Annotated in this window: 15 protein-coding genes; 6 read left to right on the forward strand and 9 right to left on the reverse strand. The window is 73.0% G+C overall.

Annotated features, from left to right (window positions below):
- The first annotated feature begins 125 nt into the window (after nucleotides 1–125).
- Nucleotides 126–617: an RsbRD N-terminal domain-containing protein gene (locus MNZ39_RS02145; protein ID WP_242333775.1), complete on the forward strand. Its 492-nt coding sequence runs from the start codon at nucleotides 126–128 to the stop codon at nucleotides 615–617.
- A gap of 35 nt (nucleotides 618–652) precedes the next feature.
- Here the strand turns inward: MNZ39_RS02145 and MNZ39_RS02150 are convergent, their stop codons facing one another.
- Both MNZ39_RS02150 and MNZ39_RS02155 read right to left on the reverse strand, forming a co-directional pair.
- Complete coding sequence (locus tag MNZ39_RS02150) at nucleotides 653–1,114, reverse strand: YiiD C-terminal domain-containing protein (protein ID WP_242333778.1); 462 nt, start codon at nucleotides 1,112–1,114, stop codon at nucleotides 653–655.
- 59 nt (nucleotides 1,115–1,173) lie between these two features.
- Complete coding sequence (locus MNZ39_RS02155) at nucleotides 1,174–2,187, reverse strand: NAD-dependent epimerase/dehydratase family protein (protein WP_242333781.1); 1,014 nt, start codon at nucleotides 2,185–2,187, stop codon at nucleotides 1,174–1,176.
- A gap of 92 nt (nucleotides 2,188–2,279) precedes the next feature.
- On the opposite strand from MNZ39_RS02155, the gene MNZ39_RS02160 reads away from it, so the two are divergent.
- On the forward strand, nucleotides 2,280–3,209 hold the full coding sequence (locus tag MNZ39_RS02160; RefSeq protein ID WP_242333784.1) for a LysR family transcriptional regulator: 930 nt from the start codon (nucleotides 2,280–2,282) through the stop codon (nucleotides 3,207–3,209).
- Between the two features lie 113 nt (nucleotides 3,210–3,322).
- Complete coding sequence (locus MNZ39_RS02165) at nucleotides 3,323–4,240, forward strand: NAD(P)-dependent oxidoreductase (RefSeq protein WP_242333787.1); 918 nt, start codon at nucleotides 3,323–3,325, stop codon at nucleotides 4,238–4,240.
- Nucleotides 4,241–4,341: 101 nt separating this feature from the next.
- On the opposite strand, the gene mdh is transcribed toward MNZ39_RS02165, so the two are convergent.
- The 6 genes from mdh to MNZ39_RS02195 form a co-directional block, all read right to left on the reverse strand.
- On the reverse strand, nucleotides 4,342–5,292 hold the full coding sequence (gene mdh, locus MNZ39_RS02170; RefSeq protein WP_242333790.1) for a malate dehydrogenase: 951 nt from the start codon (nucleotides 5,290–5,292) through the stop codon (nucleotides 4,342–4,344).
- Nucleotides 5,293–5,331: 39 nt separating this feature from the next.
- Nucleotides 5,332–7,566: an NADP-dependent isocitrate dehydrogenase gene (locus tag MNZ39_RS02175; RefSeq protein WP_242333793.1), complete on the reverse strand. Its 2,235-nt coding sequence runs from the start codon at nucleotides 7,564–7,566 to the stop codon at nucleotides 5,332–5,334.
- A 509-nt stretch (nucleotides 7,567–8,075) separates the two neighbouring features.
- Entirely contained in the window at nucleotides 8,076–8,969 is an 894-nt protein-coding gene (locus MNZ39_RS02180) for a 5'-3' exonuclease H3TH domain-containing protein (protein WP_242333796.1), read from the reverse strand.
- 166 nt (nucleotides 8,970–9,135) lie between these two features.
- On the reverse strand, nucleotides 9,136–10,125 hold the full coding sequence (locus MNZ39_RS02185) for a hypothetical protein (protein ID WP_242333799.1): 990 nt from the start codon (nucleotides 10,123–10,125) through the stop codon (nucleotides 9,136–9,138).
- 399 nt (nucleotides 10,126–10,524) lie between these two features.
- Complete coding sequence (locus MNZ39_RS02190; RefSeq protein ID WP_242333802.1) at nucleotides 10,525–10,884, reverse strand: VOC family protein; 360 nt, start codon at nucleotides 10,882–10,884, stop codon at nucleotides 10,525–10,527.
- 189 nt (nucleotides 10,885–11,073) lie between these two features.
- The gene (locus MNZ39_RS02195; protein WP_242333805.1) at nucleotides 11,074–11,763 is read right to left on the reverse strand and encodes an NAD-dependent epimerase/dehydratase family protein; all 690 of its coding nucleotides are present in this window, start codon (nucleotides 11,761–11,763) and stop codon (nucleotides 11,074–11,076) included.
- A 233-nt stretch (nucleotides 11,764–11,996) separates the two neighbouring features.
- Between MNZ39_RS02195 and MNZ39_RS02200 the strand changes: the two genes are divergently transcribed.
- The 3 genes from MNZ39_RS02200 (at nucleotide 11,997) to MNZ39_RS02210 (ending at nucleotide 14,578) form a co-directional block, all read left to right on the forward strand.
- Nucleotides 11,997–13,538 carry a S41 family peptidase gene (locus MNZ39_RS02200; protein ID WP_242333808.1) on the forward strand — a complete coding sequence of 514 codons (1,542 nt, stop codon included), beginning with the start codon at nucleotides 11,997–11,999 and terminating at the stop codon, nucleotides 13,536–13,538.
- 5 nt (nucleotides 13,539–13,543) lie between these two features.
- On the forward strand, nucleotides 13,544–13,930 hold the full coding sequence (locus MNZ39_RS02205) for a hypothetical protein (RefSeq protein WP_242333811.1): 387 nt from the start codon (nucleotides 13,544–13,546) through the stop codon (nucleotides 13,928–13,930).
- A 111-nt stretch (nucleotides 13,931–14,041) separates the two neighbouring features.
- Nucleotides 14,042–14,578 carry an SRPBCC family protein gene (locus MNZ39_RS02210; RefSeq protein WP_242333814.1) on the forward strand — a complete coding sequence of 179 codons (537 nt, stop codon included), beginning with the start codon at nucleotides 14,042–14,044 and terminating at the stop codon, nucleotides 14,576–14,578.
- A 79-nt stretch (nucleotides 14,579–14,657) separates the two neighbouring features.
- Here MNZ39_RS02210 and MNZ39_RS02215 read toward each other — a convergent pair whose 3' ends face one another.
- The gene (locus tag MNZ39_RS02215) at nucleotides 14,658–15,728 is read right to left on the reverse strand and encodes a PAS domain-containing sensor histidine kinase (protein WP_242333817.1); all 1,071 of its coding nucleotides are present in this window, start codon (nucleotides 15,726–15,728) and stop codon (nucleotides 14,658–14,660) included.
- Between the last annotated feature and the right edge of the window lie 48 nt (nucleotides 15,729–15,776).

Here is a 15,776-nt window from a genome sequence, read left to right on the forward strand (position 1 = left end):
CAGTCTCTGCGCGACTCATGCGTCGCGGTTATCGTCGCCATAGCCAGAATGACTTTTCCTTATCGGGCGCTGGTCGCTATGTTGCGCCTGTCGCGGGTGGACCCGCGCCGAGGAGAACGGTCGCCATGAACGTCGAGGACCTGCTGATCGCGTACGAGCCCGCGATCGTGGACGAGGCTGTGCACGCGACCGAGGAGAACGAGCGCTACGGGCGCGACGGCGACGAGGCGACGCGGCGGCGCATCGAGGAGCTCTATCACCGGCTGACCGCCGCCGTGCGCGCGCGTGACGTGAGCGAGCTGCTCGCCTACGTGCGGCGGATCGCGCGCGAGCGGTCCGCGGCGGGCTTCGAGCTCTCCGACGTCCAGGCTGCGTTCGACGCGCTCGAGGAGGCGATCTGGCACGGGGCGGTCGTCGAGCTGCCCGCCTACGACCTTCCGTTCGGACACGGCCTCGTCTTCACCGCGCTCGCGCACGGCAAGGAGACGCTGCGGCACGCCTTCGACCCCGCCGCCCCGCACGTCCCGGCGCCCTTCCCCGACCTCACGCCGCTCTACAAGGGCACCGAGGCGGTCCTCGCGCCCTGCCCCGCGGAGGAGATGGTCTTCGCCGCCTGAGCCTCCCGGCTCCGACGGCGAGACGCTCGGGCGGCCTACGCGGCGGGAGCGCCGTCGAGCCGCGCCGCCACGTACACCCCCTCGTACGTACCGCCGACCCCCGACTGCGAGTGAATGGCGCCGCGGACGCGCACGCGCGCCTTCCGCCGCCGCGCGAGCGTCGCGAGGAAGCGCTCCCAGTCGGCGGAGCCCGGCAGGGACGCCGTCGCGGTGAAGTCGCCGTCGACGGGCTCGTCGAAGTCCACCTCGCTGCGCTGGATGACGAGGCGCGCCTCGATGCCGCGCTCGCGGAGGGCGAGGTGCAGCAGCGTCCAGCCCGCGAGGATGGCGAGCGCCGAGAGGCTGCCGCCGAACGCGGTGCTCCGGTGGTTCAGGTTCGGCGCGAGCGGCGCCGCGAGGCGGACGGAGGTCCGGTCGTACGCCTCGACCACGGCCCCGAGGTGGCGCGTGAGGGGGATGTGGTCGTGCAGGTAACGCGTGGTCTCGTCGAGGGTCATGAGCGAGCTCGGAAGCGCGGCGGGCCTCCAGCATAGCGCGCGCCGCGCCCGGTCGCCGCTCAGGCCGCTTTCGCGCCAGCGAGCGAGCGGATCCAGCTCGCGGTCTCGGCCACCGCCTGCTCTCGAGCGGTCGGCTCGACCCCGAAGGCCTCGCGGAAGCGCCGGTCGTCGATGACGTAGGGCACCTTCCACTGGTAGGTCATCTCGGCGGCGGCGCCGAGCACGGGGCTCACGAGGCCCGCTGCGCGCATGACCCAGTCCGGCACTGCCCGCACCCGGCCGCGCCGGCCCAGCGCCGCCCCGATCGCCTCGACGAGGCCGCGCGTGGTGCCGGTCCAGGCCAGCGGCAGGTGCCACACCCGGCCGTCCGCCGCCGGGCTCGTTCCGAGCACCGCGAGGCCCCGGGCCACGTCGGGTCCGTAGCTGTATCCGTGGGGCTGGTCGGGGTCGCCGCCCATCTCGATGGGCTTCCCCGCGAGGATCCGCTCGGCGAACCGGGCGCCGAGGAGCGCCGTCGGCACCTCCGGCCCGAAGTAGTCGGAGGCGCGCCCGGTCGTCGCCCGGACCTCGCCGCGCGCGTGCGCCTCGACGAGCTCGCGCGCCAGCATCGCCCGCAGCTCGCCCTTGTGGCTGCAGGGGTTCATGGGCGTGTCCTCGTCGAAGGGCGCTCGGTCCGGCCGACCGTACATGTACAGGCAGTCGAGCACGACGAGCCGCGCGCCGGCCCGGGCGGCGGCGTCGCGCACGCCGCGCTTCAGCGGGGGGAGCACCTCGTCCCAGCGGTGGTAGTCCGCGGGGTTGGCGCAGTCGTAGACCACCGCCGCGCCGCGGGCGGCCTCGGTCGCGGCCTCGCGATCGGCGGCGTCGGCGCGCCGCCACTCCACGCCAGGGAGCGCGCGACCGGGCTGGCCACGCCGCACCATCCGGACCCGCAGGCCGCGGGAGAGGAGCTCCATCGCGAGGCGCGTACCGATCTGGCCCGCGCCGAAGACGACGTGCAGCGGGGGCGGGGCGAGCTCCACGGGGCCGTCGGCGTGAAGGGGGGACTGCGAGGGGTTCCGGAGGAGCGTCATGGGTGGAGGTCCTTTCGAGGTCCTTTCGTCTCCGATCTGACCTCCGCGCGAACGCATGGCAACGCGCAGTCCTGCGGGCTACCTCTGCATCCATGCAAAGGCTCCGCTGGGACAACGCGCAGGTCCTGCTCGCGCTCCTGCAGGCGCGCTCCTTCTCCGGCGCCGGCGCGCGCCTCGGCGTGAACGCCTCCACCGCCTCGCGCCGGCTCGACGCGCTCGAGGCGGCCCTGGGCGCCCACCTGTTCGATCGGACGCCGGACGGCGTCCTCCCCACCGCGCTCGCAGAGGAGCTGGGGCCACACGCGGAGGCGATGGAGCGGGCCGCCACCGGGCTCGCGCTCGCCGCGCAGGGGCGCGAGGCGCTGGCGGAAGGCGAGGTGCGGCTGACCGCGCCGCCCGGCGTCGTGGAGTTCCTCGTCGCGCCCGCGCTGCCGCGGCTGCTGCGCCGTCACCCGCGCCTGCGGCTCTCCGTCGACGCGAGCGTGACGTACGCGGACCTGACCCGCCGCGAGGCCGACCTGGCGCTGCGGACGACCCGCCCGGCGTCGGGGGACCTCGTCGTGAAGAAGCTCGGCGAGACGCGGGGAGGCGTGTACGGCGCCCCCGCCTACGCGGTCGAGCTGGGCGTGCTGCGCCGGCTCGACGAGGCCCGCTGGATCACCTGGGGCGACGACCTCGGCCACCTGCCGCCCGCCCAGCTCGTCACGCAGCGGGTGCCGCCGGCGGCGATCGTGCTCAGGACCAGCCACATGGGGGCGCAGCTCGCGGCCGCGGCCGCTGGCGCCGGGGTCCTCCTGTCCGATCCGCACACGGCGAAGGTCTGCGGCCTCGTGGAGATCCCGCTCGCGCCGGCGCTCCGGCGCTCGCTGCCGCCGCTGCGCGGGGGCGCGCTCTGGCTCGTGGCGCACCGCGCCTTGCGCGACGTCCCGCGCATCGCGGCGCTGTGGGCGTTCCTCGAGGAGGAGGCGCGCGGGGCCGGGCTCGTCCCGGATCGTGCCGGCGCGGGCACGGTCGGGCCGTAGCGCGGCGCTCCGGCGCCATCCCTCCGGGCGAGCGTCCGGCGACGCGCCTTTCGCTCAGGGTCGCGCGGGCCGGGGCCGGTGCCGGTGGTTAGGGTGAGCGCCGGGGCAATGTCATGGACGTCGGATTCGTCGGGCTGGGCTCGATGGGGCAGCCCATGGCGCGCAACCTCCTGCGCGCCGGTCACCACGTGACGGTCTGGAACAGGACCCGCGCGCGCGCCGAGGCGCTCGCGGGCGACGGGGCGACCGTCGCGGGCACGCCCGCCGAGGCCGCCCGCGGCGGCGTGGTGCTCACGATGGTCTCCGACGACCGCGCGCTCGAGGCGGTGGTCTCCGGCCCGGACGGACTCCTCGCCGGGCTCCCCCGCGGCGGGCTCCACGTGTCGATGAGCACGATCGGCGTCGCCACGGCGGAGCGGCTTTTGCGCGGGCACGAGGAGGCGGGCCGGCGGCTCGTGTCGGCGCCGGTGTTCGGCCGACCCGACGCCGCCGCGGCGGCGAAGCTGTCCATCGTCGCCGCGGGCCGCGAGGCAGACATCACCCTCGCCAGGCCGCTGTTCGAGGCGATGGGCCGGCAGGTGCTCGTGGTCGGCGCGCGCCCGCCCGAGGCGAACCTCGTGAAGCTCGCGGGGAACTTCCTCATCACCGCCGCCATCGAGGGGCTGGCGGAGGCGACCGCCGTCGTCGCGAAGGGGGGCGTCGATCGGCGCAAGTTCCTGGAGGTCCTGCTCGGCACGCTCTTCGATGCGCCGGTCTACCGCGGGTACGGCAGCCTCCTCGTGGAGGAGCGGTTCTCGCCGCCGGGGTTCGCCCTGCCGCTCGGCATCAAGGACAACCGGCTGCTGCTCGAGGCCGGCGAGCGGCTCGCGGTCCCCCTCCCCCTCGCGAGCCTCGTGCGCGATCGCATGCTGGCGGCGCTCGCGCGCGGCTGGGGCGACCTCGACTGGTCGGTCTTCGCCCGGATCTCCGCGGAGGAGGCGGGGCTCTCCGACGCCCCGCGCGCGGCAAGCTCCGGCGCGACCTCGCCCTGAAGCCGCCCTGCCCTCTCCCGCGCAGGCCCGGCCTGAAGCGAAGAGGCCCCGGCCGCCTTTCGGCGACCGGGGCCTCGAGCTTCGTTCGTCGCGGGAGCGCGCTACTTCATGCTGCCGACGAGATCCCGGACCGCCTTCACCGACTTGTCCATCATCGCCTGCTCCTCCGCGTTGAGCTTCAGCTGGAGGATGCGCTCGGCGCCGCCCGCGCCGATGACGACCGGAACGCCGACGTAGAGCCCGTCGACGCCGAACTCGCCCTTGAGGAACGCGCAGGTCGGGAGGACCCGCTTCTGGTCCTTGAGGAACGACTCGGCCATCGCGATGGCGCTGGAGGCCGGCGAGTAGAAGGCGCTGCCCGTCTTGAGCAGGGCGACGACCTCACCGCCCGCGCCACGGGTCCGCTTCACCATCGCGGCCATGACCTCGGCGGCCTTGGCGGCGCCGTACTTCTGCTCGAGGAGCTCCATCACCGGGATGCCGCAGACGCTGGTGTACCGGACGAGCGGCACCATGTCGTCGCCGTGGCCGCCCAGCGTGACCGCCGTGACGTCCTTCACGGAGACGCCGAGCTCCCAGGCGATGAACGCCGCGAAGCGCGCCGAGTCGAGCACGCCGGCCTGGCCGACCACGCGGTGGTGCGGGAACCCGGTGATGCGCTGGCAGAGCGTCACCATCGCGTCGAGCGGGTTCGAGATCACGATGACGAAGGCGTCCGGGGCGTACTGCTTGATGCCCTCGGCCACCGACGTCATGATCTTCGAGTTCACGGCGATGAGGTCGTCGCGGCTCATGCCCGGCTTGCGCGGCAGGCCGGCCGTCACGATGACGACGTTCGAGCCCTTGATGTCCTCGTAGCTGTTCGTGCCCTTGAGGCTCACGTCGAAGCCGTCGACCGGCGCCGCCTCGGCGATGTCGAGCGTCTTGCCCTGGGGCAGCCCCTCGACGATGTCGAAGAGGACCACGTCGCCCAGCTCGCGCAGCGCGGCGAGCTGCGCCAGCACGCCGCCGATCTGACCGCCACCAATCAATGCAATCTTCGGTCTAGCCATTTCTATCTCCTCGAGAAGATCTGGTTCGATTCCCTGCTACTACGCCATAGCGTCAACGATTGCATTCAACGTCGGGCTGGGGCGCATCGCCGCAGCCGTCTTCTTGGGATCCGGCCGGTAGTAGCCGCCCGTGTCCACCGGCTTCCCCTGGGCCGCGATCAGCTCCGCGTCGATCTTCGCGGCGTTCTCCCCGAGCTGCTTCGCCAGCTTGGCGAAGCGCGCCTGGAGGTCCTTGTCCTTCGTCTGCTCCGCGAGCGCCTCCGCCCAGTACAGGGCGAGGTAGAAGTGGCTGCCGCGGTTGTCGATCTGCCCCACCTTGCGGGCCGGCGACTTGTTGTTGTCGAGGAACTTGCCGATCGCCTTGTCGAGCGCCTCGGCGAGGACAGCGGCCTTCTCGTTCTTCGACGTCGCCGCGACGTGCTCCAGCGAGGCGCCCAGCGCGGAGAACTCGCCGAGCGAGTCCCAGCGCAGGTAGCCCTCCTTCACGAACTGCTGCACGTGCTTCGGCGCCGAGCCGCCCGCCCCGGTCTCGAACAGGCCGCCACCGGCGAGGAGCGGGACGATCGAGAGCATCTTCGCGCTGGTGCCGATCTCGAGGATCGGGAACAGGTCCGTGAGGTAGTCGCGGAGGGCGTTGCCCGTGACCGAGATCGTGTCCTGGCCCTGGCGGATCCGCTTCACCGAGAAGCGCATCGCCTCGACGGGCTCGAGGATGCGGATCTCGAGGCCGACCGTGTCGTGGTCCTTCAGGTACTTCTCGACCTTCGCGATGACCTGCGCGTCGTGCGCGCGAGCCTTGTCGAGCCAGAACACCGCCGGCGCGCCGGTGGCCCGGGCGCGGGTGACCGCGAGCTTCACCCAGTCACGGATCGCGGCGTCCTTCGCCTGGCACATGCGGAAGATGTCGCCCTCCTCGACCGACTGCTGGAGCAGCGTCGCGCCCGTCTCGTCGTTCACGACGCGGACGGTGCCGTTGCCCTGGGCGATGAAGGTCTTGTCGTGCGAGCCGTACTCCTCGGCCTGCTGCGCCATGAGGCCGACGTTCGGCACGCTGCCCATGGTCGCCGGGTCGAACGCCCCGTTCTTCCGGCAGTCCTCCATGATCTCCCGGTACATCGTCGCGTAGCAGCGATCCGGGATGACGGCCTTCGTCTCCTTGAGCTTGCCGTCCGGGCCCCACATCTTGCCGGACTCACGGACCACGACCGGCATCGACGCGTCGACGATGATGTCGTTCGGCGCGTGGAGGTTCGTGATGCCCTTGTCGGAGTCGACCATCGCGAGCGCCGGGCGCTTCGCGTAGACGGCCTTGATGTCGGCCTCGATCTCCGCCCGCGTCTCCGCCGGCAGCGCCTGGATCTTCTTGTAGAGGTCGCCGAGGCCGAGGTTCGGGTTGACGCCCGCCTGCTTGAGCGCGGCCGCGTGCTTCTCGAACACGTCCTTGAAGAAGACGGTCACGGCGTGGCCGAACATGACGGGGTCGGAGACCTTCATCATGGTGGCCTTGAGGTGCAGCGAGAAGAGGACGTCGTTCTTCTTCGCGTCCTCGATCTGCTCCTCGTAGAACTTGCGCAGCGCGCGAATGCTCATGACGGTCGAGTCGATGATCTCGCCCGCCTTGAGCGGCGCCTTCTTCTTGAGGACGGTGGCCTTGCCGTCCGCGGAGACGAACTCGATCCGGTAGTCCATCGCCTGCTGGACGGTCATCGAGGTCTCGTGGCCGTAGAAGTCGTCGCTCGTCATGTGCGCGACGTGGGCCTTCGAGTCGGACGTCCAGGCGCCGAGCTTGTGCGGGTGCTTCTTCGAGAACGCCTTCACGGACAGCGGCGAGCGGCGATCGGAGTTGCCCTCACGGAGCACCGGGTTCACGGCGCTGCCGAGGCACTTCGCGTAGCGCGCCTGGATCGCCTTCTCGGCGTCGTCCTTGGGGTTCTCGGGGTAGTCCGGGAGCTTGTAGCCCTTCCCCTGCAGCTCCTTGATCGCCTCCTTGAGCTGGGGGATCGAGGCGCTGATGTTCGGCAGCTTGATGATGTTGGCCTCGGGCGTCCGCGCGAGCTCGCCGAGCTGGGCCAGGTAGTCGGGGATGCGCTGGCTCTCGGTCAGGTTCTCCGGGAAGTTCGCGATGATCCGGCCGGAGAGCGAGATGTCCCGCGTCTCGACGGCGACGCCGGTACCCTGGGTGAAGGCCTGGACGATGGGGAGCAGCGAGTACGTGGCCAGCGCAGGCGCTTCGTCAATATCCGTCCAGATGATCGTGGAGGTCTTCGTCGTCATGTCCTCTTCCTTGGTGCCCCTGCATCTCACGAGCGGGGAACCTTCACTGTTCGTACTCGACTGCTTCTGATCTTCGCCCGGGGCGATTCTTCGGCCCAGAGAGCTGAGGCTCCGGCACCCGCCCCTGGGCTGCTTTCACGTCTGCGCCGGACAGTTCCTGGAAGCCGTGGAAATTACACGATGTGTCAGGCGACTGTCTTCACGTCGGCCGGCGGATGTGGACTTCGCGCGTCCGCGAGCGCCAGCGCGCAGGGGATGCGCCGCCGACGCTGCCCGCCGAGGCCGTCGATCTCCCCGACGACCGCCGGATGGAGCCGATCCGAGGTGCCCGGGCGCCGCGGCGAGCGCAGCTTCTGCGCGATGGACACACCGGTGCCGGGGGCGAGGACTGCTCCTCGACCCCGCACCGGCCGCCGATCGGGAACGGGCCGCCGACCCGGAATAATCCGCCCTCTCGGGTGTGGCGTCCCGTTACGCCCGCGGCGCCCCCTGCCCCGGCGCGGCGGCGATCAGCCGCCGTCCCAGCGTGCGCGGCGCGCGTCCAGCGCCGGGACGAGCGAGCGAGCGCCGAGCTCGTCGCACCACGCCTCGAAGCGCGCCCGCGGGATGCCCTGCCAGCGCACGTCCTCGAGCGACTCTGCGAGCGGCACGTCGCGGACGAGCGTGGCGAGCCGCCGGTAGAGGATGGCCGCCTCCCGTCCCGCGTCCAGCGCGCGCACGAGCGTCGCCGCGCCGCGGATACCGGCGGGCCAGCGCCCCGGGTCGAGGGGGATGTCCTCGAGGTGGACGAACCGTGCGAGCAGCGCCGAGGCGGTCCTCGCCCCGAACCCGGCGAGCCCGGGGATCCCGTCCGCCTCGTCGCCCACGAGCGCCAGGTAGTCGGGGACGCTCTCGGGCCGGATGCCGCGACGGGCGAGGAGCGCCTCCTCGTCGATCTCGCGCTTGCGGATGCGGTCGACCTGCACGACCTGGCGTCCCCACAGGCACTGCCCCAGGTCCTTGTCGGGCGTGAGGATGCGCACCTGGACCGCCGCGTCGCGGAAGCGGGCGGCGCCGGTGGCCAGCGCGTCGTCGGCCTCGAACTCGCGCATCGACCAGACGGTCACGCCCAGCGCACGGACCGCCGCCTCGGCGGCGTCGAATTGCGCGAGCAGCTCCCGCGGCACCCCGTCGTCGGTCTTGTACCCCGGCCAGAGGTCGTTCCGGAAAGAGCGGATGGGATTGTCGAACGCGACCGCGACGTGGGTGACCGCCTCGCCCTCGTCGTGCAGGAGGGCCAGGAGCGAGCTCGCGAGCCCGACGGTGGCCTTCGCGTCCCAGCCCGCCGGCGCGACGTGGCCGGGCCGCTTCGAGTAGTGCGCCCGGAAGAGCTCGAAGGTGCCGTCGACGAGGTGTACCCGCATCGCGGCCGAATATAGGAGCCCACCGGGAGACGCGCGGCCCGACGCCCGCAAGCCTGTCGGGGCGTGCCGCCGCAAAAAACCGTTCACCTGTGAGCGCAAGCTGCTGCTCGAGCGCGCGGCGGCGTGTGAGCGCGCGGCGCGGTGACAGAGGGGGGCGGCGGTCCGGCTACCTCAGGAGCCCGCGCCACCAGCGCCACGCGCAGACGTTCGCCTCGTGGCTCATCGCCATCGCGGTGCCGTCCGCCCCGACGAACGCCCAGGCGCAGCCTTCGAGCGGCAGCTGGATCTTCCCGCACGACGTGCCGGACGGCGTCAGGATCTCGATCTCGGCGGTGGAGGGACACGCGAGCTGGGGCCCGACCACCGCGTTCGCGCGCCCTCCCCGCACCACGTACACCCGCGTCCCCGGCCGATCCGCGAGCCACTGCGGGGCAGGAGACGCCGCCGCGTTCCCCGGCGCGAAGACGTGCGTCCAGACCCCGCTCACGCGCAGCGCCACCGTCCCGTCCGCGAGCGAAGCGGTGTCGTCGCCGACGCTCGTCGCTCCGAGCGGCGGCGTGAGCGGGAACCAGCCCGTGAGCGGGGCGGCGTCCCGCCCGAACCAGCGCGCGCCGTCGAGAGCGACGACGAGCGCCTCGCCGGTGCGGGCGACGCCGAGCTGATAGGGAGCGCGATCGAGCTCCGCCGCTCCGGCGCGCGACCCGTCCTCGCGCACGTACTCGAGCCGCAGGATGGGGCTCCCGTCCGGGTGGCGGTCGTTCGTGATCATGCCCTCCGTGGTCGTGAGGAGCGCGCTCCCGCCTCCCGGGACCGGGTGGAGCTGGCGCACGCGGCCGAGCGGCCCGTCCCCGCCGAGGAGGGCTCCGCGCGCGTCACGACGCTCGAAGAGGCCCGGCAGGTAATCGCCGCCGTGGTTCAGGTGATAGCCGTGCGGCTGCGGCGCGATGGGGAAGCCCTCTGCGAGCAGCGACACCTGGAAGGCGACGGTGTCGTCTCCCGCGCCGGTCGCGGCGTCGAGGAACCGGTACGCGCTCTGCTTGTAGCCGGTGCCGACGCCGATCCAGTCCCCCGTCCCGTCGGTGATCGGCTCGCGGCAGAAGTAGAAGCCGTCGAGCGGCAGGCTGTGCTCGACGGCCTCGCCCAGCGCGGCGGGCACGAGGCCCGCGCACGCGTCGGCGGCCGGCGCCGGCGGAGGGGGCGACTCCGGAGACGACGGCGGCGTCGCGGCGGGAGGCGGCGACGGCTGCGACGCCGGCGGCTCCGGCGTTGCGCTCGGGCCGGGCGCGGTCGGATCCGGGGACGGAGTCGGCTCAGGCGTGGGCTCGCGTGTCGAGGGACCGCCGCCGCACGCGGCGAGGAGGAGAACGACTGCCCAAAGCCCGACGCTCGCCGTGCCCCTCGCCATGCCTGCGCCCCCTCGCCCGAGCCTCCTGCAGCCCCGCGAAGCGAGGCGCCCCAGAGTGAATGTGCGCTCCCGGCGAATCCCGCGCCAGGGGCGCCCGCGGCGGGGCGCGGCGAGGACGGGAGTCGGGTCCGGGAAGTTGGGATCGGTCCTCTACTTCGACTTCCACAGGCCCAGGGCGGCGCCGGTCGGATCGACGATCAGGCTGAACCAGCCGGCGCCGGGCACCTCGGTGACGTCCTTCAGGATGGTGGCGCCGAGCGACTGAGCCTTCTTCGTCGCCGCGGCGACGTCGTCCACGAGGACGTAGGCGAGCCAGGACGAGGGCGCCCCGGGCATCGGGTGCTTCATGAGCCCGCCGCCCGTCCCCTCACCCACGTTGATCATCGTGTACGACCCACCGTGTCCCATCGGGACGTCTTCCAGCTTCCAGTCGAACAGCCTGCCGTAGAACGCCTTCGCCTTCTCGGGATCGGTCGTGTTCAGCTCGACGTGTACGAACGGGTTTCCCATCGCGGTGTCCTCCTCTCCGGCGCCTTGTATGTGCGGTGGCGCGATCACGCCGACGCTTCGCGGGGCCTGCCTCGTGAAGCCGGGCCCATCGCGCGCGGCGACGGTGCGCGAGCGGCGATGCCGGCGCCGGGAGGACCGCGCGCCGTCGGAGCGTCCGGTCCACGAGCGGCGCGGCGCCCACGCCCCCGCTCAGCGCGTCGAGGGAGACGCCGCTCCGCGCGCGAGCGCGTTGATGTCGCGGGTCTCGAGCACCGGGCTCTTCGCCCCGCCCTTCGCGACGGCGAGCATCGCCCGCCCGAGCCGCTCCGTGGTCGTCACGAGGTCCGGGAAGAGCGCGTTCATCACCGGGAAGAGCGGCGACAGCAGCGGGTAGAGCGCACGGTAGAGCCTCGTCCGCGAGGTGATGCCGTGCAGCGCCTGGATGAAGCCCGGCCGGAACATGTACGCCGACGCGAACGGGAGCCGCAGCAGCGCGTTCTCGGTCTCCCCCTTCACCCGCGCCCACATCGACCGCCCGCGCTCGGTGCTGTCCGTCCCCGCCCCCGAAACGTAGACGAACGTCATGCGGGGATTGCACGCCACGAGCGTCCGCGCGACCGCGAGGGTGAGCTCCTTGGTGACGCGCCGGTAGTCGCGCTCCGACATCCCCGCCGACGACACGCCGAGACAGAAGAAGCAGGCGTCGCAGGCGGCGAGCTCGCCCTCGAGACCGGAGAGATCCGAAGGATCCGCCCGGACGACCTCGCGGAGCTTCGCGTCACGCCGACCGGTCGGGCTGCGCCCGATCGCGAGGACGCGCTCGACGTCGGGATCGCGCAGGCACTCCCGGAGCGCACCCTGCCCTACCATCCCGGTCGCCCCGAAGAGAACGATCTTCACGTTGCCCCCTCGTCGCCGGGCCGTCCGCCGACCCGTTCCGGTGGGATGGTACACCCGCGAAGAGATGGCCGACGGCGCGTGGCGCGTGAGGAGTTGCGCGCCCCCGTCACGAGCGCAGCAGAGGGCGGGCAGGACCCACGGTACGTGGAATCCGGTGGGGTCACCTCGCTTGCGGGCTCCGCACGCTCCGTGCAAGCATTCCGCCGCTCGAGCACCTCCGGAGGAGACCTCCCATGCCCAGCTCCCTGGCCCGCGCGCCGCGCCTCCCTGCTCTCCTGCCGATCGCGATTGCGATCCTCGCGGCGACCGCGGCGTGCCACTCGTCCGGCGATGGCGCCTCGCTTCCGCCCTCCACGGAGTTCGCGGCGCGATGTGCCGCGCCGCGAGCCGGAATCGACCCCTCCACCGGCGCGCCGTACGCCGACCGGCAGGGGACGCTCGCCGACGAGAAGGCCTGGCTCCGCTCCTGGATCGACGAGCTCTACCTCTGGTACCGCGAGGTCCCGGACGCGGATCCCGCGCACTACGCGACGGCCGTGAGCTACTTCGACGTGCTGAAGACGCCCGCGTTGACCGAGTCGGGGCGCCCGAAGGACCGGTTCCACTTCACCTATCCGACCGACGCCTGGGTGGCGCTCTCCCAGTCCGGCGTGGAGGCGGGTTACGGCGTGCAGTGGGTGGTCCTGGCGCCCGCCCCGCCGCGCCGGATCGTGGCCGCGTACGTGGAGCCGGGCTCGCCCGCCGCGCTGGCCGGCATCGCGCGCGGCGCCGAGGTCCTCGATGTGGACGGCGTGGATCTCGTCAACGGCAGCGACGTCGCCACGCTGAACGCCGGCCTGTTCCCGGCGGCGGCGGGCGAGACCCACAGCCTGACGTTCGCCGACGCGCTCGGCACGCGCACGGTGTGGATCACCTCGGCGAACGTCGAGAGCGCGCCCGTCCCCACCACCCTCACGATCCCGACCAGCGGCGGCACCGTCGGGTACGTCCTCTTCAACGACCACTTCGCGACCGCCGAGTCGCAGCTCGTCGCGGCGATCGAGCAGCTCCGGGGCGCGGGGGTGGCCGATCTCGTGCTCGACCTCCGGTACAACGGCGGCGGCTATCTCGCCATCGCGAGCGAGCTCGCCTACATGATCGCGGGTCCCACCGCGACGTCCGGAAAGGCGTTCGAGCGCCTCGTGTTCAACGACAAGATCGCCACGCGGGATCCGGCCACGGGGCTGCCGTTCCCCCCCATGCCGTTCCTCGACGCGACGCAGGGCTTCTCGAGCGCGCCTGGCGCCGCCCTGCCCTTCCTCGGGCTCGACCGCGTCTTCGTCCTCACCGGCTCGGGGACGTGCTCGGCGAGCGAGTCCATCATCAACGGCCTCCGCGGCATCGGCGTGAGCGTGATCCAGATCGGCGCCACGACCTGCGGCAAGCCGTACAGCTTCTCGCCGCAGGACAACTGCGGCACGACCTACTTCGCCATCCAGGTCCAGGGCGTGAACGACCAGGGCTTCGGGAGCTACGGCGACGGCTTCGTGCCGGGCGGGAGCGGCGGCGCAGGCGTGCCCGGCTGCGCGGTGTCGGACGACTTCGACCACGCGCTCGGCGACGCCCGCGAGGGTCGCCTCGCGGCGGCGCTCGCGTACCGCGCGACCGGGAGCTGCCCGCTGACGGCGGCTGCGACGACGGCCGCGGCGCGGGCGCTCGTGTCGCAGGAAGCGCTCGCGGGCGAGGGCGAGGTGGTCAAGTCGCCCTGGCGCCAGAACCGGATCGTGACGAGGTGAGCGCGATGCGCGCCCTGACGACTCTCCTCGTGCTCGCGCCCGCGCTCCTCGCGGCCGGCTGCCGGACGGTGCGCTCCGAGCCCCACGAGGTGCCGGCCGTGATCGTCGAGCCGACCCCCGCGAGCCGCGCCGCGCTCGCCGCGGCCGTGAGCGCCGCCCTCCACGGTGCGCCGGTCACGCTCGCGGACGACGCGCTCACGCGGTCGAGCGCCCTCAGCGTCGAGCGAGCGCCGTTGCGCGATCCCTGCGGCCTGCCGGTCTCCGGACGCGAGCTCGGGATGCCCGAACGGTTTCGCCTCGTGATGCGCGGCGACGCGTGCCTGCTCGTGCACGAGGGCACCGGGCAGGCGGTGACGCTCGACTCGACGCGGTGCGTGCCGAGCGGGGACTGACGTTCGCTTCCCGCGCTCCCGCCGTTACGTCTCGAGCGGCGCGAGCGTGGCTCCCTCGCGCAGCCGGGCTCGCTCCGAGGGCGCGCCGCCGAGCGCGCGGGAGGCGTGACGATGCCGAGACGGATGTTCCCGCGCGCGAACGGCGCGCGCTCCGAGCGGCCCGCCGAGGGCGACCCCGAGCTCGGGTCCGGGCGCTCGGGCTCGCCGGTGCGGGTCACGATCTCGACGCACATCGACGCTGCAGCCGAGCAGGTGCTCGCGCTGTACGCGGACCCCGCCCGCTGGCCGACGATCTTCCCGGCGACCATCGTGGCGGCGCGCGTGGTGCGCGCCGAGGGCGGGGAGCTAGTCGTGGAGGTTCAGCACCGGCGCGAGGGCAAGGTGCCGAACCGGCTCCGCCAGGTCTCCCCCACCTGCCTCGCGCTCGAGGAGTCCAAGCGCCGCTACGACGCGACCTTCGTGAGCGAGTTCATCCCCGAGCCAGGCGGGATGCGCTACACGCTCCACGGAGCGGTGCGGATGAAGGGCGCCTACCGCCTCCTCTCCCCGTTCCTGCGGCCCGTCATGCGCGCGCCGATGCGCCGCTACGCGGTCGAGCCGCTCCGCGCCGCGGCCGAGCAGGAGGCGAGCGCCGCTCGCAGGAGCTGACGTTCGTCGGATCGCCCGGAGCCGCTCGATGGTCCGAGCGCGGCGCGGCGCACCCGACCCGGGCGCCGCGCAACCGCGCTCACGATCGCGGCAGCCGGAGCGTGAAGCGGGTCCCCTGCGCGTCGGACTCCGCGGTGAGCGCGCCGCGGTGCGCCTCGGCGATCGACCGCGCGATGTACAGGCCGAGCCCGAGGCCGGAGCGGTGCTCGCGGTCGGGCTGGTGGAACGGCTCGAACAGGCGCGGGAGCGTCTCGGGCGCGATCGGCGGACCGCGGTTCGCGTTCGCCACCACCAGGACGGCGTCGCCGCCGTCCGAGCGGAGCGTCACGCGCGCCGGGGGCGCGCCGTGCTCGATCGCGTTCGCCACGAGGTTGTGGACGAGCTGCTCGAGCCGGTCGCGATCCCAGAAGCCCGTGCACGCCGGACCGAGCGCGAGCTCGAGCGTCGCCGGCGTGTCGGAGACCGCGGCGTCGGTGGCGACCTCCTCGCACACCTCGCGGAGGTCGAACGAGCTCGGGTGGAGCGCCATCGTCCCCGACCGGCTCCGCGCGAAGTCGAGGAGCTGCGAGATGAGGCGTGTCATCCGGCTCACGCTCCGCACGGTCCGAGCGGCGATCCGCTGGACGTCGGGCTGCAGCGCCGCGGACGAGCGGAGGAGGAGATCGGCGCCGGTCCGGATGACGCCGAGGGGGCCGCGCAGGTCGTGGCCCAGCGCGGCGAGGAAGAGGTCGCGGTCCTGCTCGGCGCGCTGGAGCGCCTCGAGCGCGCGCTCGACGTTCACCTGGTCCGTGACCTTCAGCGTGAACGCGACCCCTCCGACGACCTTGCCGTCGTCCGCGATCACCGGCGTGAAGCCCCAGCGGTAATGAACGGTCTCCTCGCCCTCCCGGTGCGTGTAGTCCTGCCACTCGACCGGTCGGCCCGAGCGAAGGCGCTCCAGCTGCTCCCGCTCGGCAGCCACGCTCTCGGGCGTACCCCACACCTCGCTGGCCGTCTTCCCGACGACCTCCGAGGGCGAGCGGCGAGTCTGACGGCACCACTCCGCGTTCACCGCGCGGTGTCGCCCGTCCCGGTCGAGGATGGCGATCCCCACGGGGGCGTTTTGCAGGAGGGCGCGGACGAGCGGTGTGTCGAGGTCCAGGGAGGCCACCGCATGAGTCCTAAGGCCCGGCGGCCCCGCATGCATCGCCCCCGGGCG

Origin of the sequence: Anaeromyxobacter sp. SG66, assembly GCF_022690805.1 — a bacterium.
GTDB lineage: Bacteria > Myxococcota > Myxococcia > Myxococcales > Anaeromyxobacteraceae > Anaeromyxobacter > Anaeromyxobacter soli.

Bases quoted from the DNA above. Each gene is read 5' to 3' on its own strand.
- MNZ39_RS02175 (WP_242333793.1), bottom strand. From the start codon at position 7,566: ATGACGACGAAGACCTCCACGATCATCTGGACGGATATTGACGAAGCG.
- MNZ39_RS02200 (WP_242333808.1), top strand. From the start codon at position 11,997: ATGCCCAGCTCCCTGGCCCGCGCGCCGCGCCTCCCTGCTCTCCTGCCG.
- MNZ39_RS02160 (WP_242333784.1), top strand. From the start codon at position 2,280: ATGCAAAGGCTCCGCTGGGACAACGCGCAGGTCCTGCTCGCGCTCCTG.
- mdh (WP_242333790.1), bottom strand. From the start codon at position 5,292: ATGGCTAGACCGAAGATTGCATTGATTGGTGGCGGTCAGATCGGCGGC.
- MNZ39_RS02210 (WP_242333814.1), top strand. From the start codon at position 14,042: ATGCCGAGACGGATGTTCCCGCGCGCGAACGGCGCGCGCTCCGAGCGG.
- MNZ39_RS02145 (WP_242333775.1), top strand. From the start codon at position 126: ATGAACGTCGAGGACCTGCTGATCGCGTACGAGCCCGCGATCGTGGAC.
- MNZ39_RS02150 (WP_242333778.1), bottom strand. From the start codon at position 1,114: ATGACCCTCGACGAGACCACGCGTTACCTGCACGACCACATCCCCCTC.
- MNZ39_RS02155 (WP_242333781.1), bottom strand. From the start codon at position 2,187: ATGACGCTCCTCCGGAACCCCTCGCAGTCCCCCCTTCACGCCGACGGC.
- MNZ39_RS02180 (WP_242333796.1), bottom strand. From the start codon at position 8,969: ATGCGGGTACACCTCGTCGACGGCACCTTCGAGCTCTTCCGGGCGCAC.
- MNZ39_RS02190 (WP_242333802.1), bottom strand. From the start codon at position 10,884: ATGGGAAACCCGTTCGTACACGTCGAGCTGAACACGACCGATCCCGAG.
- MNZ39_RS02165 (WP_242333787.1), top strand. From the start codon at position 3,323: ATGGACGTCGGATTCGTCGGGCTGGGCTCGATGGGGCAGCCCATGGCG.
- MNZ39_RS02205 (WP_242333811.1), top strand. From the start codon at position 13,544: ATGCGCGCCCTGACGACTCTCCTCGTGCTCGCGCCCGCGCTCCTCGCG.